A 21,751-nucleotide genomic window follows, 5' to 3' on the forward strand; every position below is an offset into this window, starting at 1 on the left:
CGAGCCATTAAAGCGCCACCTGTGGCCTGCCACTACGGTAGTGGCGTGACAGCAGCGCGCCGTGTCGATGCCGAGTTCCTCGCGTTGCCGAGGCATCAGCTTGCCGACGCCGCGTTGTCCGCCGCGATGGCTGCCGGCGCGAGCTACGCCGACCTGCGCATTCACGCCATCACCACCGAGATCGTGCAGCTGCGCGACGGCGAACTCGAAACCGCGGTGGTCAACCACGAGATCGGCCTTGCCGTCCGGGTCATCGTCAACGGCACGTGGGGCTTCGCCTCGCACGCCGAGCTGGATGCTGACGTCGCCGCCGAGACCGCGCGGCGCGCTGTGCAGGTGGCGACGACGCTCGCGCCGCTGAACGCAGAGACGATCGAGCTGGCCGCCGAGCCGGTCTACTCCGACGTCACCTGGGTTTCGGACTATCTGGTCGACCCGTTCGCCGTCGGCGTCGCCGACAAGATCGCGGTGCTGGGTGAGTACTCGGGTCGGCTGCTGGCCGCCGACGGCGTCGACCACGTGTCGGCGGTGCTCTATGCGGCCAAGGAGCAGACGTTCTACGCCGACACATTCGGCTCGTCGACCACCCAGCAGCGGGTCCGCGTGCAGCCGACACTGGATGCGATCACGGTAGACGCGGCCGCGGGCACGTTCGAGTCGATGCGCACGCTCGCGCCGCCGACAGCCCGCGGCTGGGAGTACGTGGCCGGCGACGAAATCTGGAACTGGACCGACGAGCTGGCGCAGCTGCCGTCGCTGCTTGCCGAGAAGGCCAAGGCCCCGTCGGTGACTGCCGGCCCGACCGACCTGGTGATCGATCCCTCCAACCTGTGGCTGACCATTCACGAATCGATCGGGCACGCCACCGAATACGACAGGGCCATCGGCTACGAAGCCGCCTACGCGGGCACCTCATTCGCCACCCCGGACAAGCTCGACACAATGCGCTACGGCTCGCCGGTGATGAACGTGACCGCCGACCGGACGGTCGAATACGGTCTGGCCACAATCGGTTTCGACGACGAGGGGGTGCGGACGCAGAGCTGGGATCTGGTGCGTGACGGCATCTTTGTCGGCTACCAGCTCGACCGGGTGTTCGCCCCGCGACTGGGGCTGCCACGGTCCAACGGCTGTTCGTATGCCGATTCGCCGCACCACGTGCCGATCCAGCGGATGGCCAACGTGTCGTTGCAGCCGGCTGCCGACGACGTGACGACCGATGACCTGATCGCGCGTGTCGAGGACGGCATTTACATCGTCGGCGACAAGAGTTGGTCAATCGACATGCAGCGGTACAACTTTCAGTTCACCGGACAGCGGTTCTTCCGGATTCGGGACGGCCGCCTCGACGGCCAGTTGCGCGACGTCGCGTATCAGGCGACCACCACGGACTTCTGGGGCGCGATGGAAGCCGTTGGTGGACCGTCGACCTGGCGGCTCGGCGGCGCGTTCAACTGCGGTAAAGCGCAACCGGGTCAGGTGGCGGCGGTCAGCCACGGCTGTCCATCGGCGTTGTTCCGGGGCATCAACGTGCTCAACACGCTTGCCGAGGGCGGCCGATGATCGGGGCGCAGCAGGTCGTCGATACTGCACTGGCCAAGGCGGCGCGACTGGGTAAGGCCGACGAGACGATTGTGCTGGTCACTGATCGCGCTGACGCGGCGCTGCGCTGGGCAGGCAACTCGATGACCACCAATGGTGAGTCTGTCAGCCGGACGACCACCGTGATTTCGATTGTGCGCAAAGGAGATACGGCCCAGGTCGGCTCGGTGCGCTCCAGCGATGTGGATCCAGCCGCGATCGCAGATTTGGTTGCGGCCTCACAGCAGACCGCCGTGTCCGCGCCGGAGGCCCGCGATAGTGCACCGGCATTGTCGGGTACCGATACTCCGGGCGACTGGGATGCGCCGGTGCCTGGCACGGGTGCGCAGGCGTTCTCGGGCATCGCGGGTCCTCTGGCGCAAGGCTTTCGGGGCACGGATCGGTTGTACGGGTATGCCCGGCACGTCGTGGAGACGACATTCGTCGCAACGTCCGGCGGTTTGCGACGGCGATACACGCAACCGACGGGCTCGGTGGAGATCAATGCCAAGCGTGGCGGCGCGAGCGCCTGGGCTGGGGTGAGCACGCCGAATTATGTTGATGTACAGGTTGATTCGCTACTTGATCAGTTGTCAACCCGGCTCGGTTGGGCCGAGCGAACAATCGAACTGCCCGCGGGGCGCTACGAGACCATCATGCCGCCGTCGACGGTGGCCGACATGATGATCTACCTGGCGTGGTCCATGGACGGCCTCGGTGCGCAGGAAGGGCGCACGGCGTTGTCGGCGCCAGGCGGCGGCACGCGAGTGGGGGAGAAGCTGACCGATCTGCCGCTGACGTTGTATTCGGATCCATCGGCTGCCCAGCTCGAATGCACACCGTTCGTTGCGACGGCGGCCTCATCGGAGCGGATGTCGGTGTTCGACAACGGCATGGACATCGGCCGGGTGGATTGGATCCGCGACGGCACGATCAACGCGTTGGCCTACCCGCGGGCGGCGGCGGCTGAATACGACGCGCCGGTGGTAGCGCCCGCCAGCAACCTGCTGATGACCGGCGGGTCGGCGAGCCTGGCGGACATGATTGCGGGCACCGAGCGCGGATTGCTGCTGACCACGCTGTGGTACATCCGCACGGTGGACCCGACGGTGCTGCTGCTGACGGGGCTGACCCGCGACGGCGTGTATCTGATCGAGGACGGCGAGGTGACCGCGGCCGTCAACAACTTCCGGTTCAACGAAAGTCCGTTGGACCTGCTGCGCCGGGCCACGGAGGCGGGCGTCAGCGAAGTGACGCTGCCACGCGAATGGGGCGATTGGGCGACGCGGGCGGCGATGCCGTCCCTGCGGATCCCTGACTTTCACATGTCCTCGGTGAGCCAGGCGCAATAATCCATGCGTGGCTGACGAAGCGATTCCCGAGCGGCTGGCCGGCTTGGTGGCGATGTCATCGGGCGATACTCGGCTCGACACGCTGATCCGGCTGACGTGTGGCAGGGCGTTGTCGTTGCCTCCGTTGCCGTCGGAGGTCGACCTGCTTGATGGTAAGTCCGGCAGCGAAGCGGTGGTGGTGGCATTCGCCGAACAATTCACGGTCGACGTCGCGGGCATCGGCAAACACCAACGCGCGCAGTTTGTTTCAACGCTGGGCAGGGACGCGTTCCGAGTCACGGTCGCGACGTTCATCGCGGACTTCGTCCCCCGGGTGTGGGCGGGTCTCGAAGCGCTCGGCATGGGCAAGCCGGGTAACGGGGGAATCCCGGATTGGGACCACGACGCCGATCCGATCGGGGCGCTGCTGAACGACTTCGCGCCGGCGGTGGCGCGGCTGCAGGCACTGGATCCGGTGACGACCGAGGTGGTGCGGCTGCGTGGCGCCGCGCAGCACAACTGCAGGCTGTGCAAGTCGCGTCGCGAGGGCAATGCATTGGATGCCGGGGGATCGGAGTCGTTGTACGGCGACATTGAGAACTTCGAGACCTCGGAGCGGCTGTCGAACCGGCAGAAGGCGGCGCTGCGGTATGTGGACGCGCTGATATGGACACCGTCGCGCATTTCGAGGTCGGTGGTAGCGGGGGTGCGCGAGCACTTCACCGAGGAGGAGGCGTTCGAGCTGACGCTCGACGTCATGCGCAATGCCTGCAACAAGATCATGGTCGCGCTGGGAGCAGATGCGGCGCAGGTGGCCGAGGGGACCGAGCTGTTCCGGGTCGACGCGGACGGGCAGACGGTCGTCGGTTAACTGCGGCGAACTCAGTCCGAGAGCCGCTTGACGCCGAATCGAACGTGAAGCCCCGGGATGCGGAGGCTACCGGTCAGCTTCGATCTACTCGTGGTTTCCGCCGGTACACGCGGAGCACGTGTCCTGTGCTGGGCGACAGAGTCGGCACTTGCTTGTGAGCGGTCGTAGCGTGCCCGGCGCTCAGCGTCGCGAAGCAGGTCGTAGGCCGCCACGACCCGTCGAAGTGGCTCATCGGCGAACTGCTCTGCCTGCAGACTTGCGGGTCTGGCGTCGGGATGATGAATCCGCACTTGCCTGAGGTAGGCACGTCGAATCTCGTCCGCGGTTGCCGTTGCACGCACCCCCAGGACGGCGTACGGATCGATTTCCATCCGCGGATCCACGTCTCGCGTCAGGGCTTAACGCCCCGAAGGTCGAAGTTCTGGTGCCGCGTTGGTTGCTGCCGATGCCTGATCAGGTATGGCGTTGGGCACGGCTGATGCCTGATCAGTAGCGGCTGCCGTTGCTCTCTCCGGCGCCGCTGTAGCCGCCGCGAGCACCAACTGCCTGCGTTTGAACCACAGCCAGATCGCCGCTCCTATCGCGCCGGCAGCAAACAGTAGCGCGCCTGCCAGAACGGAAAACCCATTGCGCATGTGGAGCCTCCTCGAGGACCGGCAAAGCGCCACCGTGTTCGTGGCTCGCCTTGCTTCCGCTGGGCTACCCCGCTGGTTGTCAAATTAACCGTTCCGTCGATTTCCGTGACGGGTGTCGTAGGGCACCTCTTCTATCACCTTCGGCGGGGCGCGCCGCCGATCTCGGCGTATGCGACCATGAGTGCCGCGAAACTGTGAACAGGGGCGGTAGCTCAGTCGGTTAGAGCCGCGGACTCATAATCCGTTGGTCGCGGGTTCGAGCCCCGCCCGCCCCACTTCAGTGGTGTCTTGCCTCGGTTGATGCTTGACAGTTGCTTCGGCTGATCCTTGACACTCCCGGAATGTATTGCCTCGGCTGATCCTTAAAGAATCTTCCAAGCCGTCCGCCGCAAAGTGGTCCCACGCGCAAAATCGATGCCGCGTCACGACGCCGGCACGCGACCAAGAAGGGACCCAATGAGCACCAGCAGGATCACGAAGCTTGCACTGATCGCCACGGCGACGCTTGCGGCAACGATCGGTCTGGCCGGCATTGCGCACGCAGACGACGGAAGCGGCTCTACGTCGCCGAACGGTGGCTACAACGCGACATCCCGCAATGCCTCAGGAACCGACGGCACCGTCACCTACGACGTCACCATGCCCGCCGTCACCGGCCCCAACCAGGCTGTCGTCGACGCGTTCAACAACACCGTCGACGCCTCCTTCCGCCAGCAGATCACCACATTGCAGAACGACTCCATGCCAGCCGAATGGACCCTCACCACCAACCAGAACCAACAGGCAGTGTGGTTGGGCAACAACACCGTTAGCGGCTTGTGGGTCACAAGGGTGGACACTGCCCACGAAGCGCACGGTAGCTACCACGTGGCGACCTTTGTCATCAACAAGACCACGGCTCAGCCAGTGATGCTCGCCGATGTATTCGGTGACTTCGGTTCGGCGTTGCAACGGCTTTCGCAAAACGCGACTACCCAATTGTCTGCCAAGTTGGGTGACGGTTTTAGACGAGACGGGGTCGCCCCCGCGGCCGAAAACTTCGCGAACTGGGTTCCCACCAGCAACGGCATCGAACTCCATTTCGATGACTACCAAGTGGGCCCGCACGGCCTCGTAGCGATCACCGTGCCCTGGGCCGTCTTCGATGGCATCCCCATAAACAATGTCCCCTAGGTGGTTGTGTGGCAATCGTTTTCGAGGATAAGCCAGCGGCTGCGGTCAGCCCCACCAGAACGACGTAGCGATCGCCACGTAGAGCGCGATGAGCACCGCTCCTTCGAACCAGGTCGACTCGCCGTCGAAGATCACCAGCACTGCGACCAACGCCGACATGATCATCGACGCCAACAGCAGCGGCGAGAACACCAGATCGAAACCGGGCTGACCAAGCCAGACCGCCGCCAGGCAGACAATCGGGGCGATGGTCAGCGCGATCTGCACGGGCGACTGCACGATCACCTGCACCGCGTAGTCCATCTGGTTCTTGGCGGCCAACTGAATGCCAACGAAGTTCTCCACCGCGTTGCCGGCGATGGCCACGATCACCAGACCGGCGAAAACCTCGTTGATGCCCGCTGCGCGCATCGCCGGCTCCAGGGCGGCGACGAACCATTCCGACACAAATGCAGCACCGATACCGGCGGCGCCCAGCATGCCGATGGCCATCGCCAGCGGCCACTCGCCGTGTGCTGTCGCCACACTGGCGGCCTTGGCCGAATCGGGGCTCGCCACAATGGGTGACGACGCTCTGGCGGGATCGTGAGCTGTGTGCGTCGATGGGTCTGAAGACCGCTTGCCCAGCATGGCCGGCAGCGAGAGTCCGAACAGGACGAGCATGACGATGGAGACGACGACAGACACCGCCCGCTCATGCTGCTGCGCCGGGGAGTGGATGGCAGCGGTCAGCGAGGGGATTGCGAGGATGAACACCGCGAGAGTGAACATCAGTCCGAGGGTGCGCCCATCGTCGGCGGCGAAACGCTGACGGCCGTGCTTGATACCGCCCACCACGAATGCCAGCCCCAGCACCAGCAGGACGTTGGACAGAATCGAGCCGACGATGGTGGCCTTCACCACGTCGTAAAGGCCTGCTTTGAGTGCGAACAGGATGACGAACAGCTCAGGCAGGTTCCCCAGCGCCGTCTGCAATATCCCAGTCGCGTTGGGCCCGAGCCGGTCTCCGAGGGCCTCGACCGATCGGCCGACCAGAGATGCCAGCGTGGCCAGCGCAAGCGCGGACACAATGAACGCCAGCACTGCATTCATGTGGGCGAAATGCAGAACTCCGGCGGCCGCAGCCGCGACCACCGTGATGGTGATCATGATGCGGTCGCGCCGGGTCAGCAGCGGGAGCTGTTCGGTATGGGTGGTCGTCACACGCCTCTCCTGTTCTGATCGCGCAGAACTTTTCCAGAATCGAACGGATCGCGTTGAAAAACACGCTTGGCGCCGCGGCGGCAACCTCGACTTCCTGCCGATTCCGGGGTGTCACAGTGCCAGCATCCTCGTAGTCGACACTGCGCACGACGGCGTGCCCGGCGACAGGCCGAGTCTCCTTTGATGGTTCTAGCGGATTTCTTGTGATGAAAGCGACTCAAGATAACCACGACACCCTGTTATATAGCGCAGAATGCCGTGCGCCTCAATTGGATTCGGGTTCGCGATCCGTGGCGTCAAGCGCCGAACGAGAACCGGTCACGCAAGCGTGCCGCCACTTCGCGGCGCTCCGCCTCTGCGACCGCAGGTCGGCGCTGCTTACCTTCATCTTGCTGTGGCGAGTTGCGCTGCTCGTCAGGACTATCGGTCTGGTTTGAGACGGAAGGGTTCTTCATGGTGATCCCGACATGAGGATGTCACCGGGGATTGGTCAGCGCGAAAGCTGGTGCTTCTGTAGACAGCGACAAACGGCGGCTGGCTTCATTCCGACCTGGGCTGTTGATGTTCTCAACCGCCTCCAACGGTAGGCGCACCTCAGTGTTCGCGCGGGAGAACTACCCCGTTGTCCGGCTAAAGGCGCTCAATTAGAAATAGCTTCGGCGTATTCGGGCTTGGAGAGCTTTTGCGCGAGTTGATCAAGCTCGGCCTGTAGTTTCCGCCTCTCGTCGACGTCAGCAGTCTTGACGTCGCGGTCGGCTTGTCGCCGGGCGTGCACCACCTTCTCGACGTACTTGTTGGCGTTCTCAATCGCTGAGTCGATTCGCCTCAGGACGTCCTCAACTTCGGCCGGACGCGCGATGGCCTCAAATTTGTCCGGGTGGGTTTCGGTTCCAATTATCGCGACTTGATGCCCGCGAACGGTCTGGAGGAAGCAGTCCGTCCAGGCAAGGGGTGGAAGCGGCAAGATCTGGAGGCGAATAATGGCTTCCTGCGGCGTATCGCCTACTTCAAGATCCAGCTTGCCAACTCTGGATATCTTCCATTTCTCTGACATCGCGAGTCCTTTCTTTTGTGTAATTCCTTGTGGTGGACGGGGTTTCGTTGGCGAAGCTCGTCGCGGCCGGTCCGACGGAAGGCATCGGATTCACATTTTGGTGTAGCGCGCCATGGCGAAGCTGTAGAAGCCGTAGGTGATGATTCCCAAGCCGGCCGCGATGAGGAGCGCCTCTCCGTAGGGTTGGGCGCCAAGCGTTTTGAGGGCCCCGTCAAGTCCGGTGGCCTTGTTCGGGTCCGAACGGCTCGCCGCGACGACCACGAGCAGCCCGGCGCCGGCGATCGCCAGACCCTTGGCGATGTAGCCCACCATCCCGAGGCGCCGCACCAGGTCGCTGGACCTACCTTCCAGGTCATCGAGAAAGGTATGACGGACGCCCTTGTACACGTGATATCCGCCGACCGCGACGATGATCACCGCGCCGGCGATGAGCGCGATCTTGCCGGCACTGGACTGCATCAGGCGTGCGCTCGTCCCCGAATTCTGCTCGCCGGTGGACTTCCCGGAACCCCTGGCGAATCCCAATGTGGAGTAGGCAAGCGCGAGATAAACCCCCGCGAGCGCCAAGGCCTTTGCCCGATCCAGAACCTCCGACGATGCGCCCTGAGATTTCGGGTCGCTCTTACGGCCGAGGACGGTTTCGACGAGGCGCCACAGCGCCATCACGAGGAGCGCGAAGGCGGCGACCCAGAGGGCCACGAGGCCGCCCGGTTTGGCTGCCACTGCCGCCAGCGCTCCGGACTGGTCAGCGCTGCCGCCGCCGCTACCCAAAGCTATCCGGATGGCGAGGTAGCCGATGGTGAGGTGCAGCAGGCCGCTTACGACATACCCGGCTCGAGCGAGTTGCTCGAAGACACTGTTTTGGGCGATCTGTGTCGCGGTGGAGGACGCGGCGTGGTCAGACATGCAAGGCGCTCCTACACCAGCCGATCAAACGATCGGCTGGTCTGGTGTGCCGGGTTTGCGAGTTACCCGGCACTGGTCATCGATGGTGGGCTTGCTTGCCGACGGAGGTGCCACGAGGAGCCACTAGGGGCTGTGAATCTTCCCGGGGTGCGTCATCGCGAGTTTGCGTGTCCGGATCGATCTTGTCGGCGCGTGCGAACTCCAGGTTGACTTCGTCGCGGGCGGTGGTTGCATCGCTGCGATGAATTTGGGCTTCGTGTTGCAGGCCCGCCGCATGTGCTGCTTTGGCGTCGGCCTCTGCTTGGGCGACACGGGCCTTCGCGGCGGTCTCGTCGGCGAATGCTTCGCGTTGCCCCACCTTGTGGGACTCATCGGTGGCTTTGTCGCGGATGTCTCCGGCTTCGACGCGACGGTTTTGGGTTCGTTTATTGCGCGCCACCCACGCGATTGCGGCGATGAGTGCAAGTGCAGCGACCGCGACGACGACGATCAAAAGGATGGTGGGGGTAGTCATGTTGGTTCCTTAAGTTGGTTGAACTGTCCGATGGTTGACATCGGTTGCAAGGGAGTGGCCGCGGCGTCATGAACTGAGTTGGGGGCATTGATGATTCGCGATCGACCGATGAAGCGCCCAAGCTGACCGATCAGTAGTAGTGGCGGCGGCCGCCGACAGCGTGTCCCATCCGTCCCATCAACATCATCAGCAGGCCTACGACCAAGAGGATGACGCCGATGACCAAAACAATGTGGGCGAAGGCGAAGGCGGGAACGAGGCTAGGGAGCAGGAGTCCGAGGACGATGAGAATGATTCCGAGAACAATCATGGTGTGACCTGATTTCGATGCGGTTGTGTGGAGGATTCAGGGCGTCCGGTTAGTGCTTGAAGGCGTCGTTGACCTTGTCTCCCGCCTGTTTGGCATTGCCCTTGAACTGATCGACGCGTCCCTCGGTGCGCAACCGGGTGTTGCCGGTGGCGCGGCCGAAGTACTTCTTGGTGGCGCCCTTGGCGGCTTGGGCCTTGTGCGCGAGCTTCTTTCCGATGCTCATTGCAGATTCCTTCTACTTGGGAAACTTGGTGGTCACTGCCCGGGGTCGGGCGACTAGCGAGGGCCATCGACATGTGCGGTACTTGCCGACTGGCGACGGGGCGACCAACGGCTGAGGAGGGGACGTCTGCTGCGGTCGGTGCTGGTCTCCTGCGTGCGCACCGAGGAATCTTTCGTTGCACCAGTCTGCTCGTGCTCGAGGCGCTGGTCGCGTTCGTGGTTCAGAAACGCCGTTTCGCGTTGGGACTTCGCGAGCTGATTTCGAGCGTCACGCCCACGACCGGCGGTCCGAAGCGCGCCGGCCAGTAACACCGCAAGACCCCCCATCGCCACTGCGCCGACCACGATCCCGAAGAGGAACAACGTGCCGCTCGACCCAGTGACGTGGTAGCCGAGAACGGAGAAGTTACCGGTCAAAAGATGACCGGGCCCCGCATTGACCAGCACACCGGTAAACCCCACGATCACCGCGATGAGCAGGACAATCAATCCAATGATGACGATCATGTCGGGGCCTCTGATCTGGCTAGGCCTTCAGTACACTCCCTATTACCGGTACTGTCAACAGCGTTGACAAACACCGTTGACAATTTGAGTCGATACGCGACTGCTGAGCGACTGGATAACGAGGCAGAGGGGAAGTGCTGCGCAATGACGACACCGCCGACCGCGCCAGGCGCAGGCACTGATGACGGTGAACGACCCGTCCCGGCTGCCGCGCGAGACAACGATCAGCTCACCCGGTCGATGATCCTGCAGACGGCGCTGACGATCGTCGACCGCCACGGCGTGGACCGATTGTCCATGCGCCGCCTCAGCGACGCACTCGGCCGTGATCCGGTGATGATTTACCGCCACGTCCCCAACAAAGCCGCCGTGCTCGACGGCGTCGCCGAGATCGTCCTCGCGAAGCTATCGGTGGACACCGCCGACCCCGACTGGGCGGGCCAACTGCGCACTGTCGCGCAGTCTTTCCGCCAGTTGGCCCTGACCCACCCCAACGTGGTGCCGCTCCTGGTCACTCGACCGTTGGCCACCCCACTTGGGCAGCGGCCACCGGGCATGCTGCGCCCACTCGAAGACGTCCTCACCCTGCTCACCTCCGCCGGGTTCGTCGGCGAGGAGGCGCTACACATCTACCGGATGCTGTTCGGCTTCTTGTACGGCCACATCCTCAACGAGTTACAGGAGATCATCGAACGACCCGAGGAAACCGACGACGTATTGCGGCTCGGTCTACACCGGTTCGCGATCGCTGAGTTCCCTCGTCTACGTGCTCTGGCACCCGCCCTGGCCAACTACGACGGCGCCGCCGAACTCGACCGCTTCCTTGATCTACTGCTGCCAGGGCTGACCGTAAACCTCACCGACCCGAAGTAAGGCACCCTGCGGTCGACGTGCACGGGTGGCGAGTCACCCGTTGACGGCCCTCTTGCCCTGATCCCTGCAAGCTATCCCGGAAGCCGGAGGACGCGGAATCTCTTGTGGTGCTGGGAAATAACCGGACGTAAGAGGTGTCTCACCTCGGCTGATGCTTGACAGTTGCTTCGGTTGATCTCCTCCGAACGCGGGGTTGTCTACGCTGCCCTCCGAATTCGAGGTCTAGCAGGAGTTGCGGTGGGGCTGTGGCCCTGTCGCGTCCGCGACAAAATGCATGTTGATTGCACTGGCGACGCTTATTCTTAGCCTTGGCCTGGGGGGTGGGGGTGATGGCGCTCCGAAAATATGAGCAACGGCTCGCGTCGCAGCTCTCATCGGAGCTGGGCGAGCCGATTCTGCGCTGCATCGCGCTCAACGCCGCGACCATGCACGACAGGATGCGCTTGGACAGCTTTACTCCGTTGTGGCGGCCGTCGCTGATCGTCAACGGGCAGCCACAGGCTCGACTGCCACAGACAATGTTTCTCATCCTCACACCGACGCGAATTCTGATTACCGACACCGACCGAGGCATGACCGGTTACCGGCCGATCGGGTCACCGATACTTACCCTTGCCCGAGGGGATGCCGAAATCACGACCGTCCAGGACGATGACGGCTTGTGGTTGTACCACCTCAAATCTCGTGCCCAGTCGGCAGAATTGGACTTGGAACTCGGCTCAAGCGGCATCGCGGCCGAACTGGCCGGCCAGCTGCAGGAGTTCTCGGTGACACAGGCTGGGGCCCACGCGGTATCGGCGCCACCCGACTCTGCGGTGCCATCGCAGATGCTCGAAAATCGTCGACGTTGGCGCACCAAGTCATACCGGATGTCGGCGGCCCTTGGAGTTGCTCTTTCGTTGCTGCTCTTCGGCTTTGGCGCATATCAGGTCTACGGCTACCACGTCGGCACGCCGACGCGGGCCACGATAGTCAGCTGCAGTCACACCGCGAAGCGCGCCCGAAGCTGTCGTGGCACATGGACTCTCGAAGAGAAGACCCACACGGGCCAAATCTGGGGTGACACTCACGGTGTGCAGGACGGTTCAGTGCTCGACGTCCATGTGTACAACGGCTGGGCGTTTGCGCCGGGCATCCCAAAGTGGCCGTTTATTGGAGGAGCGATATGCGCAGTCATGGCGGCCGTGCTGTTCATTCCCGACAGGCGGCGACGACGGTCCGCCGGGCTGTGAAGGACCCCGATGACCTGTGGAGCCGATCGAACAAGGCGCACGCCGAGCAATCGGTCGATAGCATGCTGAGCGTGCTAAGGCCGTTCCTCGGTGGATGAAGAACTCTTCGGGCGTTATCGGCTGATCAGCCTGATCGGCCAGGGCGGCATGGGTCAGGTGTACCGGGCTCACGACACGGAAATCGGGCGCGACGTCGCGATCAAGGTGTTGCCCGCCAATCTGCTTGGCGAACGTGGGTACGTGCAGCGTTTCCGGCGCGAGGCCTACACGGTGGCGCGACTGAACGAACCGCACATCATTCCGATCTATGACACGGGCGAGATAGACGGTCGGCTGTATCTCGTGATGCCGATAGTCGAAGGAATCGATCTGCACACGTCGCTGGCCGAGCGCGGGCCGATGACCCCCGAGCTCGCGGTCAAAGTGATCGAACAGGTTGCCGCCGCACTGGATACGGCCCACTCGCACGGGCTCGTGCACCGCGACGTCAAACCATCCAACATGCTGATGACGCCCTCCGAATTCGTCTACCTGATCGATTTCGGCATCGCCCACGACGAATCCGACACCAGGATCACGCAGACCGGCTCGGTGCTGGGCACCGTGGCGTACATGGCCCCCGAGCGGTTCACCACCGGCCACGCCGACGCGCGCGCCGATATCTACGCGCTCGCTTGTGTGCTGCACGAATGCCTGACCGGGAAGGCGCCGTACCCCGGTAACAGCCTCGAGCACGTGATGGCCGGGCACATGACCAAGGATCCGCCGCGCCCGACGTCGGTGAACCCCGCGGTCCCCGCCGCCTTCGACTCGGTGATCGCCAGGGGCATGGCCAAAGATCCGCAGCAGCGCTATCAGAGCGCGTCCGAACTCGCCGCGGCCGCCCGCGCAGCGCTGTCCAACCAGGTGTCCCCGCTTCCGCCGAGTTCGGGCGCGGCCACCACGATTGTGGATCCACCCCAGGATGACGCGGCCACACTGGTGCACCCCTCCTCGCAGTCCACCGAAGACTTGCGAACCGTGCTCGCGCCTAGGCCCACGCCCGCCGCCGCTGCTCGTCAGCCGAGCGCGTCACGTTCGCCGACGATTGCCTCGGCAATCGCGGCCGCACTGGCGTTGGCCGCTGTCGCGGTCGCGGTCATCGGCCTTGGTTCCGTGCCGACCGGCGGTGACCTGGCGCCCGGCGCCGTGACCATCGGCGGCAATGACCCCAAGAGCAACCACGAGGTTCCCGTCGACCTTTCGAAACCGATCCCCGTCGGGGTCACCACCGCCGGTGCCGACTCGGTCGCACTGTCGGTCGATGTCCTCGGCTTCTCAGTCGGACGTCGCGAGGCGCAGCTGGGTCCCGGGGGTGCTGCGGTTGTCCCGTCGCCGGTCAACCGTTATGTGTTGGCGGGCAACTTGCCTGCCGAAATCACCGTGCTGCGTGATAACACCCCAATCGGCGCAGAACGAATCACGTTGAGCAGCAAGCAATCTGCGGTTACCACCGCGCTGGCCGCCGCGACGGGAATTGTCGTGCTGATTGCTGGCGCCTACCTCGAGTCCCACCTGCGGGTGCTGCGCCGAGGGCGTGAGCGTCCGTCATCCGTGGTCGCCGTGCCGTTGTTCGCAGCGGCGCTGGCCGCCGCTGTCGTCGCCGCTGCGTGGATCTTGCTCGGTGAGCCCCCCACCGTCGCCACCCTGATCGTGTCCGCAGGCCTCGGCGCGGGCGCGGGTTTGGCCGCCGCGATCGCGGCGGGCCAGCGAGGCCGTCGGGTACGCGACGAACGTGCGCGCGGCAGCCGCCGTTAAGCCTCGGACCGGGTTTCGTCGACGAGCGTCGCGTCAGAGTCGACCGCCGCTACGACTGCCGTGTCTTCATCCGACTCGACGTAAACGTCGTCCTCGTCCTCCTCTTCGTCCGACGGCGTTGGCGAGAAGTAGCCGAGCACGAAGAACGTCGCGGCGGTGATGCCGGCCGCCAGCAGCCAGGTCCCCGTGCTTGGTACCCACCAGCGGGCAACGGACGCCGAGAACGCAAGCACCAGCCCGATACCGATACCGGGGGTCAGCAGGCGAAGCCCGCGGCGCCAACGGTTTTGGGACACCTTGTGGCGGGCGATCGCGATGGCAGCATCGACGGTGGCAAGCGTCGTGAGTACGAGCAGTGCCAAGCCCAGCAAGCCGTATACCGACCACAGCGAGCCGCGCACATCTGCGACCATGTGCACCACCGCGACCGTGTCGTGGGCGTGGTTGCGCACGACCAACTGCGTTTCGATGAGGCCAGTCGCCTGATGCTTGAGGTCGGTGAGGTCGAGTTGGTAATGCATGGTGCCGCTGGCGCCCGGTGCGACGGTCAGTTCGACGCCCGTCGCGAAACTGAAGAACGTCAGGCCGAGCACGCGGCCGACCAACTGCACCGAGGAGATCTCGATCGGATCCGTCCCGTGGTTCGCCACATCTACGGTGACGTCGATGACCCTGTCGGGGTACAGCGGGATCGGCTCGGCGCTCGCACCGATGGCCACATCGTGGCCGTCGAGAGTCGCGTGAATGATGACCGGGTTGTCCTGGGCGTGCGCGCTTGGTGCGCCGATGAGGATCGTCGCGGCCGCAAGGACCACGACCGCGACGGCGCTACGCGCCCGCCGCCACACGCTCTTTCTTTCGCACAGTCATCTGCGATGCGATCCGATTGCCGTATATCCAGCATCCGCACGCCATGAACAGCACGATGAGCGTCAGCGCCTGGGTACCCGGCTCCGCGCTGCTGGTGAACAGCACACGGGGCATTGGTGTTGATACCGGGGCGGGCGGTGCCGACGGCGGCGGCGGAAGCAACGGAATCTCAGCGGGCACCGGCGCGATGGGCACTGCGGACGGAGCGACATCCACAGGTAGGACGTCGTGAGGCTGCGTGTCGACCGGAATGCTGGGTTGGTAAACCTCGATCACCGGTGGCGGGATCCTGACCGGAGGCGGTGGTGGAGGAGCCGTCTGCACAACGGTTTGCGCGTTGATGATCGCCGGAGGCGGCAACTTCACCGTCGGGATCGTGGGCTGGGCACCGTGCGAACCGCCGTTCTTGTTCGACGATCCACCGCCGCCGGGATCGGCGACTGTCACGTCGCACCGACCATCACAGCCCGGTGCGGCGGAGGCGAGCGGAGCTCCGCCAGCCAGAATGCTCACCGCAACGGCGATTGCACCGATCGCAAGGGGATGACGGACGACGGAAATGGCTGAGCTCATTGGTCCCCCTCTCGCGCGACGACTCCGGCCAACGGCCGAAGCTGCTTTGCGCGCTCCCCAAAATGCGTAGGTCGGATTGTACTCCGGTCTGACACGCTGGAAAGTGGAGATGACCAGCAGTTTTTGGTACACGATGCTCCTTCAGTGCCGACGCCCCGACCGGTAGGTGAAGCGTGCGGCAGCGGCCTTGGGGAATTCTTGGAACCCTCGTCAGGCCGTCCGAGCAACGATGAAGTCAGGAGTGGCACTGGCGGTTACCGCCTTGACGCCGACCGTTCTCGGTCTGGCCGGACATGAATGTCTGCCACAACTACCACTGCTCGCCGATGGGCGGATACGGCGATTTTCTGCCCGAGCCGGTTTTGCTGGAATCCGTTCTCCGACAACTTCCCAGGCGATAGCTGCTGGCCCCGTACCCGCGCTTCAGGTCGTTGGGGCGCGGTCTGGACAGAAGTAGATCTGCGCACCGGCAATGATGTAGTTGGACAGGTTTTCGTTCTTCGTCGCCAGGTCCAACTTCTGCGCCACAGTAGTCAGATCGACGCCGCGGGCCTTCTGAGCGCACGCGTCTCGGGCGAGCGCGGTGAGGGCGGTGCAGTCGCCGGTGAAACCCACGCCGGCCATGCTCCGGCAGAAATCGTTCTCGGGGGTGGCGGCAGCGTCCGGCGCACCTAGAAGTGCGCCGACTATCGCCGCCACCAGCAATGTGGTTTTCGCAAGCATGGTCATATTGAGTCCGTCCTACCGCTGCTTACCCACTTGGTGCGAGCGGCACGCAGCAGGCGGCGCATTTTGAGATGCGGGTGTTACCAGCGCGCGACCCGTCATCGCGGGTTGACGCCGATAGGATCCCGACATGTCGTTAGTAGCCGGCCAGACATTCGCCGGGTACACGATTCTCCAGCGGCTGGGTTCAGGCGCGATGGGGGAGGTCTACCTCGTCGAGCACCCGCGGTTGCCGCGGCGCGATGCGTTGAAGGTGCTCGCGCAGCAGGTATCGGATGATCCGACGTATCGCGAACGCTTCAACCGCGAAGCACAGAACGCCGCCACGCTCTCGCACCCGAACATCGTCGCCATCTACGACCGCGGTGAGTATGAGGGCCAGTTGTGGATATCGATGGCCTACGTCGAAGGCATCGACGCTGGCCGGTTATTGCAGGAGCGATACCGCAAGGGCATGCCGCCCGACGAAGTCGTCCGGATCGTCACCGCGGTGGCCGACGCGCTCGACTACGCCCATCAACGCCAGCTGCTTCACCGTGACGTCAAACCGGGCAACATCCTTCTGGCCGAGTTGGATTCCGGTGGCTGGCGGGCGATGCTGGCCGACTTCGGCATCGCCAGACGGGTCGACGATTCCAGCTCATTGACGCAGACCAACATGGCGGTCGGCACCGTGGCCTACGCGGCACCCGAGCAGTTGATGGGTCTGACACTCGACGGCCGTGCTGACCAATACTCGCTTGCGGCAACGGCTTTCGAGCTCTTGACCGGTTCGCTCCTGTACCAGGATCCGAACCCTGCCGTGGTGATCAGTCAGCACCTTTCCGCACCGCCGCCCGAGATCGCCAAGCGCAAACCAGAGCTTTCCGGCCTCGGCCCGGTGCTGTCCAAAGCGCTCGCCAAGTCGCCCGACGATCGCTACGGCACGTGCAAGGACTTCGCGAACGCTCTTGCCCGGCATCTCAACGTCACCGTGGATGAGCTTGGCGCCAGCGAACCGACGTTGGATGCCGTTGCGGTTGCACGCCGTCGCCGAACAGAGCCGGGGAACCGAAGGCGGACGCTGCTGATCGCTTCGGCGATGCTGGCTGCGGTGCTGATCGTCGGGGGTGTTGCGGCCGTCATGCTGGCCGGGCGTCACCAAAACCAGGCCGCCCCGCCGAGTCCGACCGCGCCGCCAGTGCCTGTGGTGCTCGTCGGCGCCGACTGCGCAGTCCTGGGGGCCGCCGGCGTCACCGAGACCGGCCAGAAGGCGTACTGCGCACGTCTGCCGTCAACCGGCGACACCATGTGGTCCCTGGTCTCCGGCGTCGTTCCGACACCGACTGTCTCCAAAGGCCCAACCGACCCCGTCTACCCCGCGGGCATTGAACAACAGGTCGAAGTCTGTATCCAGCAGACCGGCCAGACACGCCTCGAGTGCCGCGAGGACATTCGGCGGGGAAATCTGTCCGGGCCGCCGTAAACCAGTGCTTGCACGGTCAAACATCAACAGACCGTGTGGCCGCTGTGTTCGAATGTGCTATCGCGACGATGAGAGGGGACGACATGGGCGACGGCGAGAAGTATCACGTAGATCCATCAGGTGACCCGAATCCCGGCGTGGACGATCACGCCCTGCCGGAGGACGCCAAAGGGCCTCATCCGCTGGCCGACCCCGCCAACGACCCGACTCCCGGCCGGCCGGGCCACGCCAAAGACGACTGACAGTCCAACTTGTCCCAGCTGACGTAGAACGCCAGACTCTCGGCGTTTGAGTCGCATACTCCACGGCCGCAACGGGCAACGCCGCTGCAGCCGCGGTCGCCGGCGCTCCGACCATTGATGTCCGCGCCGTCCTTACCCGGGGGATAGGAAAGTCTTCCCATTCCAGCAGTGGAATCTGGCTTGTGGGCGATTACGCGGGCGCCCGCTGACCAGCAGTATTTCTCTCAACACCACAACAGGCACCGACACCAAACTCCCCGAGAGGAATTCACCACGATGACCACTGCAGCCCCCCGCAAGCTGACCGGCCTCAAGTACGCAGCGACCGTCCTCGGCGCCTTCGGCATTCTCGCCATGGCCCCGGCGACCGCCTTCGCCGTCGACAACGAGCCGACCCCCGGCTCCGGCGGGTGCACCTACACCGACGCCGACGGTTACGACATCCCGATCGACGACGGCCAGGATGTGTTCGTCGACGGCCACATCGTCAGCTGCCGCGGGGGCAAGATCGTCATCACCACCGCGCCGCAGCGCGCTGACGGCGGCAAGGGCACCGTGAGCGGCGGTACCGGCACCGTGGGCAAGAAGCCGGTCTTCGACCGCAACCTGCCTGTGCTCGTCGCACAACGCTGACACGCTGCATCAATCGTTCGGCCCGCCACTTCTCCCTCCCCCGGTGGCGGGCCGAATCCTTTGTGCCTGAACGTCTGACCAATCGGCGGTCGCTAGCGAACGCGTTCTCTTGCGGGCGCGGGCCGCTGACGCACCACCTGCGGCCACCAGAACCACCGACCTAGCAGCGCCGCGATCGACGGAGTCATAAAGGCCCGAATCACCAAGGTGTCGAACAACAAACCCATTCCGATGGTGGTGCCGATTTGTGCGACCACGACCATCGCGCTGACCGACATCGACATCATCGTGAATGCGAACACCAGCCCGGCTGCCGTTACGACGGATCCGCTGCCGCCCATTGCCCGGATGATTCCGGTGTTGATGCCGGCGGGTAGTTCCTCTTTCATTCGCGCCACCAACAACAGGTTGTAGTCCGCGCCAACCGCCAACAGGATGATGACCGCCATCGCCATCACCATGAATTGCAGTTGGATGCCAAGAAGGTGCTGCCAGAACAGAACTGACAAGCCGAACGAGGCGCCCAGTGACAGCACCACCGTGCCAACGATGACGGCGGATGCCACGACACTGCGCGTGATGAGCAGCATGATGATGAAGATCATCGTCAGCGCAGCCACGCCTGCGATCATCAGGTCGTAGGCGTTGCCGTCCTCCATGTCCTTGAACGTCGAGGCGGTGCCGCCGATGAAGACCCTGGATCCCTCGAGCGGCGTGCCCTTGATCGCTTCGAAGGTGGCGTTCTTGATGGCGTCGATGCGGTTGATGCCGTCAGCCGACAGCGGGTCTTCCTCATGGGAGATGATGAACCGAACCGCGTGGCCGTTTGGGGAGATGAAGTTGTCCATGCCGCGCTTGAAGTCTTTGTTGTCGAAGATCTCCGGCGGCAGGTAGAAGGTGTCGTCATTGTGGGAGTCGTTGAACGCATCTCCCATCGCTGACTGATTTTCGCTCATCGCATGCTGCTGATCCTGCTGACTCGATTGGCTCGACTGCATGCTCAGCATCATGTCGCGTGCGTTGCGCATCGTCTCGATCGTCGGCGGCATCGTCGCAATCATCTGGGGCATCAGCGCATCGAGCTTGTTCAAGTCGGGCAGCAGGCTCTGGAAGTCATCCGTCATGGTGTCGACACCGTCCAACGCGTCGAACGTCGACCGCAGCGACCAACAGATCGGGATGTCGTAGCAGTGCGGTTCCCAGTACAGGTAGTTGCGAATCGGACGGAAGAAGTCGTCGAAATCGGAGATGTGGTCGCGTAATTCGGCGACATCGACCGCCATCTGGTTGGACTTGCCGACCATGCTGTGCGTGGTCGCGCTCATTTCTTCCATCAGCACGATCATCCGGTCCATCGTGTCGACGGTCTTTTGCATGTCGTTGGCCTGGACCTTCATCAGGGCCATCACGTTGTTCATGTAGTCGCGGTTCATTTCCTGGAACGTGCCGCTCATGCTCATCTGGGCCGGAATCGTGCTGAACTTCAACGGTTTACCCTCAGGGCGCGTGATCGACTGCACGCGTCCGATGCCGGGAACCTTCGTCACGTATTTGGTGATCCGCTCGATCACCAGGAAATCAGCCGAATTGCGAAGGTCGTGATCCGTTTCGACGAGCAGCATTTCGGGGTTCATCCGAGACACCGGGAAATGGCGTTCGGCCGCCGCGAAACCCTCATTCGCGGGCAGGTCGGCCGGTAGGTACTTGCGGTCGTTGTAGCTGGGCTCGTAGCCCGGCAGCGTCAACAGCCCGACCAACGCGAGGACGATCGAGGCGAGCAGGATGAAGCCCGGCCACCGCACGATCGCGGCACCGATGCGTCGCCAGAACCGGATCCGCATAGCGCGCTTGGGTTCCAGCAAGCCGAACCGGCTCGCGACGGTGATCATCGCGGGACCCAACGTCAGCGCGACGAGAACCGCGACGACCATGCCCACGGCCAGCGGCACGCCCAGCGTCTGGAAGTAGGGCAGCCGGGTGAACGACAGGCAGAACGTCGCTCCTGCGATCGTCATGCCCGACCCCAACACCACGTGGGCGGTGCCGCGGAACATCGTGTGGAAGGCCGACTCTCGGTCCTCGCCGACCGTGCGCGCCTCCTGGTAGCGCCCGATCAGGAAGATCGCATAGTCGGTCGACGCCGCGATCGCCAGAGTCACCAGGAGCTGAGTCGCGAACGTCGACAATCCGATCAGCTCGTGGTAGCCGAGAAACGCCACCACCCCGCGGGTCACCGACAGTCCCAGCATCAGCATCAGCAACACGAGAACGACGGTGAAGATCGACCGATAGAAGAACAGCAGCATCGTGATGATGACGATGACGGTGACGATCTCGATCGTTCTGACGCTCTTGTTGCCTGCCGCCTCCTGGTCGGCTTGTAGTGCCGGCCCTCCTGTGACGTAGGCCTTCACTCCCGGCGGCGGACTCAGCCCGTCGACGAGTTTGTGCACGGCGTTGACTGATTCGTTGCCGAGCGCCTCACCCATGTTCCCCGCGAGGTACACCTGCACGTAGGCGGCTTTGCCGTCGTCGCTCTGCGCTCCGGCCCTCGTCAGCGGGTCGCCCCAGAAGTCCTGAATATGTTGTACGTGCTTCTTGTCGGCCCGCAGCTTGGCGACCATGTCGTCGTAGAAGCGGTGCGCGTCCTCGCCGAGCGGCTTGTCACCCTCGAGGACGATCATCGCCGAGCTATCGGAATCGAACTCCTCGAAGACCTTGCCGATGCGCATCATCGCGGCGACCGACGGCGCCTCCTTCGGCGACATCGACACCGATCGCATCTCGCCGACGACCTCGAGTTGCGGCACGGTCACGTTGAGCACCGCGATCAGCGCGATCCAGCCGAGGATGATCGGGACCGCCAAGCGGCGGATCCATTTGGCTACGGCCGATCGCGGGGGCTGCTCAGCCGAGATGACGGGGTCGGTCGTCGGGGCACTCACCAGGTCGCTATCCGCTCAACGCACCAACCGGGCACCGAGGCGGGACTCCTCCCTAACGGGTCGTATTTGCCTCAGTCATACCAGAATC

Annotated in this window: 21 protein-coding genes, 1 tRNA gene and 1 pseudogene; 11 read left to right on the plus strand and 12 right to left on the minus strand. The window is 64.0% G+C overall.

Annotation, left to right across the window (positions count from 1 at the left end):
- Positions 1-45: 45 nt before the first annotated feature.
- The 3 genes from J3E61_RS28295 to J3E61_RS28305 are packed head-to-tail and all read left to right on the plus strand — an operon-like array spanning position 46 to position 3,783.
- The gene (locus J3E61_RS28295; protein WP_210086122.1) at positions 46-1,563 is read left to right on the plus strand and encodes a TldD/PmbA family protein; all 1,518 of its coding nucleotides are present in this window, start codon (positions 46-48) and stop codon (positions 1,561-1,563) included.
- A complete protein-coding gene (locus tag J3E61_RS28300) occupies positions 1,560-2,933 on the plus strand; it encodes a TldD/PmbA family protein (RefSeq protein ID WP_210086123.1) in 1,374 nt (457 codons plus the stop codon). The genes J3E61_RS28295 and J3E61_RS28300 overlap by 4 nt, the downstream gene beginning before the upstream one ends.
- Positions 2,934-2,940: 7 nt before the next feature.
- Positions 2,941-3,783, plus strand: coding sequence for a carboxymuconolactone decarboxylase family protein (locus tag J3E61_RS28305; RefSeq protein WP_210086124.1), 843 nt, complete (start codon positions 2,941-2,943; stop codon positions 3,781-3,783).
- Between the two features lie 11 nt (positions 3,784-3,794).
- On the opposite strand, the gene J3E61_RS28310 is transcribed toward J3E61_RS28305, so the two are convergent.
- Entirely contained in the window at positions 3,795-4,154 is a 360-nt protein-coding gene (locus J3E61_RS28310; protein ID WP_210086125.1) for a J domain-containing protein, read from the minus strand.
- 465 nt (positions 4,155-4,619) lie between these two features.
- On the opposite strand from J3E61_RS28310, the gene J3E61_RS28315 reads away from it, so the two are divergent.
- A tRNA-Ile gene (locus J3E61_RS28315) sits at positions 4,620-4,693 on the plus strand.
- 181 nt (positions 4,694-4,874) lie between these two features.
- On the plus strand, positions 4,875-5,591 hold the full coding sequence (locus J3E61_RS28320) for a DUF3298 domain-containing protein (RefSeq protein WP_210086126.1): 717 nt from the start codon (positions 4,875-4,877) through the stop codon (positions 5,589-5,591).
- Positions 5,592-5,636: 45 nt separating this feature from the next.
- Here J3E61_RS28320 and cax read toward each other — a convergent pair whose 3' ends face one another.
- From cax to J3E61_RS28355, 7 genes and pseudogenes are all read right to left on the minus strand, one after another.
- Entirely contained in the window at positions 5,637-6,794 is a 1,158-nt protein-coding gene (cax, locus tag J3E61_RS28325; RefSeq protein ID WP_192723245.1) for a calcium/proton exchanger, read from the minus strand.
- Between the two features lie 640 nt (positions 6,795-7,434).
- Positions 7,435-7,848, minus strand: coding sequence for a hypothetical protein (locus J3E61_RS28330; RefSeq protein ID WP_210086127.1), 414 nt, complete (start codon positions 7,846-7,848; stop codon positions 7,435-7,437).
- A 90-nt stretch (positions 7,849-7,938) separates the two neighbouring features.
- Positions 7,939-8,754, minus strand: a complete 816-nt coding sequence (locus J3E61_RS28335) for a DUF1206 domain-containing protein (protein WP_210086128.1) — start codon at positions 8,752-8,754, stop codon at positions 7,939-7,941.
- 172 nt (positions 8,755-8,926) lie between these two features.
- Positions 8,927-9,268: pseudogene (locus J3E61_RS28340) on the minus strand (hypothetical protein); the annotation flags it as partial.
- Between the two features lie 130 nt (positions 9,269-9,398).
- On the minus strand, positions 9,399-9,578 hold the full coding sequence (locus tag J3E61_RS28345; RefSeq protein ID WP_210086129.1) for a hypothetical protein: 180 nt from the start codon (positions 9,576-9,578) through the stop codon (positions 9,399-9,401).
- Positions 9,579-9,627: 49 nt separating this feature from the next.
- Complete coding sequence (locus tag J3E61_RS28350; RefSeq protein ID WP_210086130.1) at positions 9,628-9,801, minus strand: CsbD family protein; 174 nt, start codon at positions 9,799-9,801, stop codon at positions 9,628-9,630.
- 53 nt (positions 9,802-9,854) lie between these two features.
- Entirely contained in the window at positions 9,855-10,307 is a 453-nt protein-coding gene (locus J3E61_RS28355; RefSeq protein ID WP_210086131.1) for a hypothetical protein, read from the minus strand.
- A 144-nt stretch (positions 10,308-10,451) separates the two neighbouring features.
- Here J3E61_RS28355 and J3E61_RS28360 point away from each other — a divergent pair, with 144 nt between their 5' ends.
- The 3 genes from J3E61_RS28360 (at position 10,452) to J3E61_RS28370 (ending at position 14,209) form a co-directional block, all read left to right on the plus strand.
- Positions 10,452-11,180, plus strand: coding sequence for a TetR/AcrR family transcriptional regulator C-terminal domain-containing protein (locus tag J3E61_RS28360; protein ID WP_210086132.1), 729 nt, complete (start codon positions 10,452-10,454; stop codon positions 11,178-11,180).
- 329 nt (positions 11,181-11,509) lie between these two features.
- The gene (locus J3E61_RS28365; protein ID WP_210086133.1) at positions 11,510-12,412 is read left to right on the plus strand and encodes a hypothetical protein; all 903 of its coding nucleotides are present in this window, start codon (positions 11,510-11,512) and stop codon (positions 12,410-12,412) included.
- 147 nt (positions 12,413-12,559) lie between these two features.
- A complete protein-coding gene (locus tag J3E61_RS28370; protein ID WP_210086732.1) occupies positions 12,560-14,209 on the plus strand; it encodes a serine/threonine protein kinase in 1,650 nt (549 codons plus the stop codon).
- Here the strand turns inward: J3E61_RS28370 and J3E61_RS28375 are convergent.
- The 3 genes from J3E61_RS28375 to J3E61_RS28385 form a co-directional block, all read right to left on the minus strand.
- Positions 14,206-15,057: a hypothetical protein gene (locus tag J3E61_RS28375; RefSeq protein WP_210086134.1), complete on the minus strand. Its 852-nt coding sequence runs from the start codon at positions 15,055-15,057 to the stop codon at positions 14,206-14,208. The genes J3E61_RS28370 and J3E61_RS28375 overlap by 4 nt on opposite strands.
- A complete protein-coding gene (locus tag J3E61_RS28380) occupies positions 15,038-15,652 on the minus strand; it encodes a hypothetical protein (RefSeq protein ID WP_210086135.1) in 615 nt (204 codons plus the stop codon). Before J3E61_RS28380 ends, J3E61_RS28375 begins: the two co-directional genes overlap by 20 nt.
- A gap of 423 nt (positions 15,653-16,075) precedes the next feature.
- Positions 16,076-16,381: a DUF732 domain-containing protein gene (locus J3E61_RS28385; protein ID WP_210086136.1), complete on the minus strand. Its 306-nt coding sequence runs from the start codon at positions 16,379-16,381 to the stop codon at positions 16,076-16,078.
- A gap of 127 nt (positions 16,382-16,508) precedes the next feature.
- Here J3E61_RS28385 and J3E61_RS28390 point away from each other — a divergent pair, with 127 nt between their 5' ends.
- From J3E61_RS28390 to J3E61_RS28400, 3 genes are all read left to right on the plus strand, one after another.
- On the plus strand, positions 16,509-17,843 hold the full coding sequence (locus J3E61_RS28390) for a serine/threonine protein kinase (RefSeq protein ID WP_210086137.1): 1,335 nt from the start codon (positions 16,509-16,511) through the stop codon (positions 17,841-17,843).
- A 68-nt stretch (positions 17,844-17,911) separates the two neighbouring features.
- Positions 17,912-18,085, plus strand: a complete 174-nt coding sequence (locus tag J3E61_RS28395; protein WP_210086138.1) for a hypothetical protein — start codon at positions 17,912-17,914, stop codon at positions 18,083-18,085.
- A gap of 276 nt (positions 18,086-18,361) precedes the next feature.
- Positions 18,362-18,718 (plus strand): hypothetical protein, encoded by a 357-nt coding sequence (locus J3E61_RS28400; protein WP_192723239.1) that lies wholly within the window; start codon positions 18,362-18,364, stop codon positions 18,716-18,718.
- Positions 18,719-18,810: 92 nt separating this feature from the next.
- On the opposite strand, the gene J3E61_RS28405 is transcribed toward J3E61_RS28400, so the two are convergent.
- Positions 18,811-21,663, minus strand: coding sequence for an MMPL family transporter (locus J3E61_RS28405; RefSeq protein ID WP_210086139.1), 2,853 nt, complete (start codon positions 21,661-21,663; stop codon positions 18,811-18,813).
- Positions 21,664-21,751: the final 88 nt, after the last annotated feature.

Origin of the sequence: Mycobacterium sp. OAE908 (genome assembly GCF_017872775.1) — a bacterium.
In the GTDB taxonomy this organism is placed as follows: domain Bacteria; phylum Actinomycetota; class Actinomycetes; order Mycobacteriales; family Mycobacteriaceae; genus Mycobacterium.

Excerpts from the sequence above, each read along its gene's own strand:
- J3E61_RS28400 (WP_192723239.1), top strand. The coding sequence starts at position 18,362 with ATGACCACTGCAGCCCCCCGCAAGCTGACCGGCCTCAAGTACGCAGCG.
- J3E61_RS28300 (WP_210086123.1), top strand. The coding sequence starts at position 1,560 with ATGATCGGGGCGCAGCAGGTCGTCGATACTGCACTGGCCAAGGCGGCG.
- J3E61_RS28355 (WP_210086131.1), bottom strand. The coding sequence starts at position 10,307 with ATGATCGTCATCATTGGATTGATTGTCCTGCTCATCGCGGTGATCGTG.
- J3E61_RS28385 (WP_210086136.1), bottom strand. The coding sequence starts at position 16,381 with ATGACCATGCTTGCGAAAACCACATTGCTGGTGGCGGCGATAGTCGGC.
- J3E61_RS28370 (WP_210086732.1), top strand. The coding sequence starts at position 12,560 with ATGGGTCAGGTGTACCGGGCTCACGACACGGAAATCGGGCGCGACGTC.
- J3E61_RS28335 (WP_210086128.1), bottom strand. The coding sequence starts at position 8,754 with ATGTCTGACCACGCCGCGTCCTCCACCGCGACACAGATCGCCCAAAAC.
- J3E61_RS28390 (WP_210086137.1), top strand. The coding sequence starts at position 16,509 with ATGTCGTTAGTAGCCGGCCAGACATTCGCCGGGTACACGATTCTCCAG.
- J3E61_RS28350 (WP_210086130.1), bottom strand. The coding sequence starts at position 9,801 with ATGAGCATCGGAAAGAAGCTCGCGCACAAGGCCCAAGCCGCCAAGGGC.
- J3E61_RS28395 (WP_210086138.1), top strand. The coding sequence starts at position 17,912 with ATGAGAGGGGACGACATGGGCGACGGCGAGAAGTATCACGTAGATCCA.
- J3E61_RS28360 (WP_210086132.1), top strand. The coding sequence starts at position 10,452 with ATGACGACACCGCCGACCGCGCCAGGCGCAGGCACTGATGACGGTGAA.
- J3E61_RS28330 (WP_210086127.1), bottom strand. The coding sequence starts at position 7,848 with ATGTCAGAGAAATGGAAGATATCCAGAGTTGGCAAGCTGGATCTTGAA.
- J3E61_RS28320 (WP_210086126.1), top strand. The coding sequence starts at position 4,875 with ATGAGCACCAGCAGGATCACGAAGCTTGCACTGATCGCCACGGCGACG.
- J3E61_RS28365 (WP_210086133.1), top strand. The coding sequence starts at position 11,510 with ATGGCGCTCCGAAAATATGAGCAACGGCTCGCGTCGCAGCTCTCATCG.
- J3E61_RS28380 (WP_210086135.1), bottom strand. The coding sequence starts at position 15,652 with ATGAGCTCAGCCATTTCCGTCGTCCGTCATCCCCTTGCGATCGGTGCA.
- J3E61_RS28345 (WP_210086129.1), bottom strand. The coding sequence starts at position 9,578 with ATGATTGTTCTCGGAATCATTCTCATCGTCCTCGGACTCCTGCTCCCT.
- J3E61_RS28310 (WP_210086125.1), bottom strand. The coding sequence starts at position 4,154 with ATGGAAATCGATCCGTACGCCGTCCTGGGGGTGCGTGCAACGGCAACC.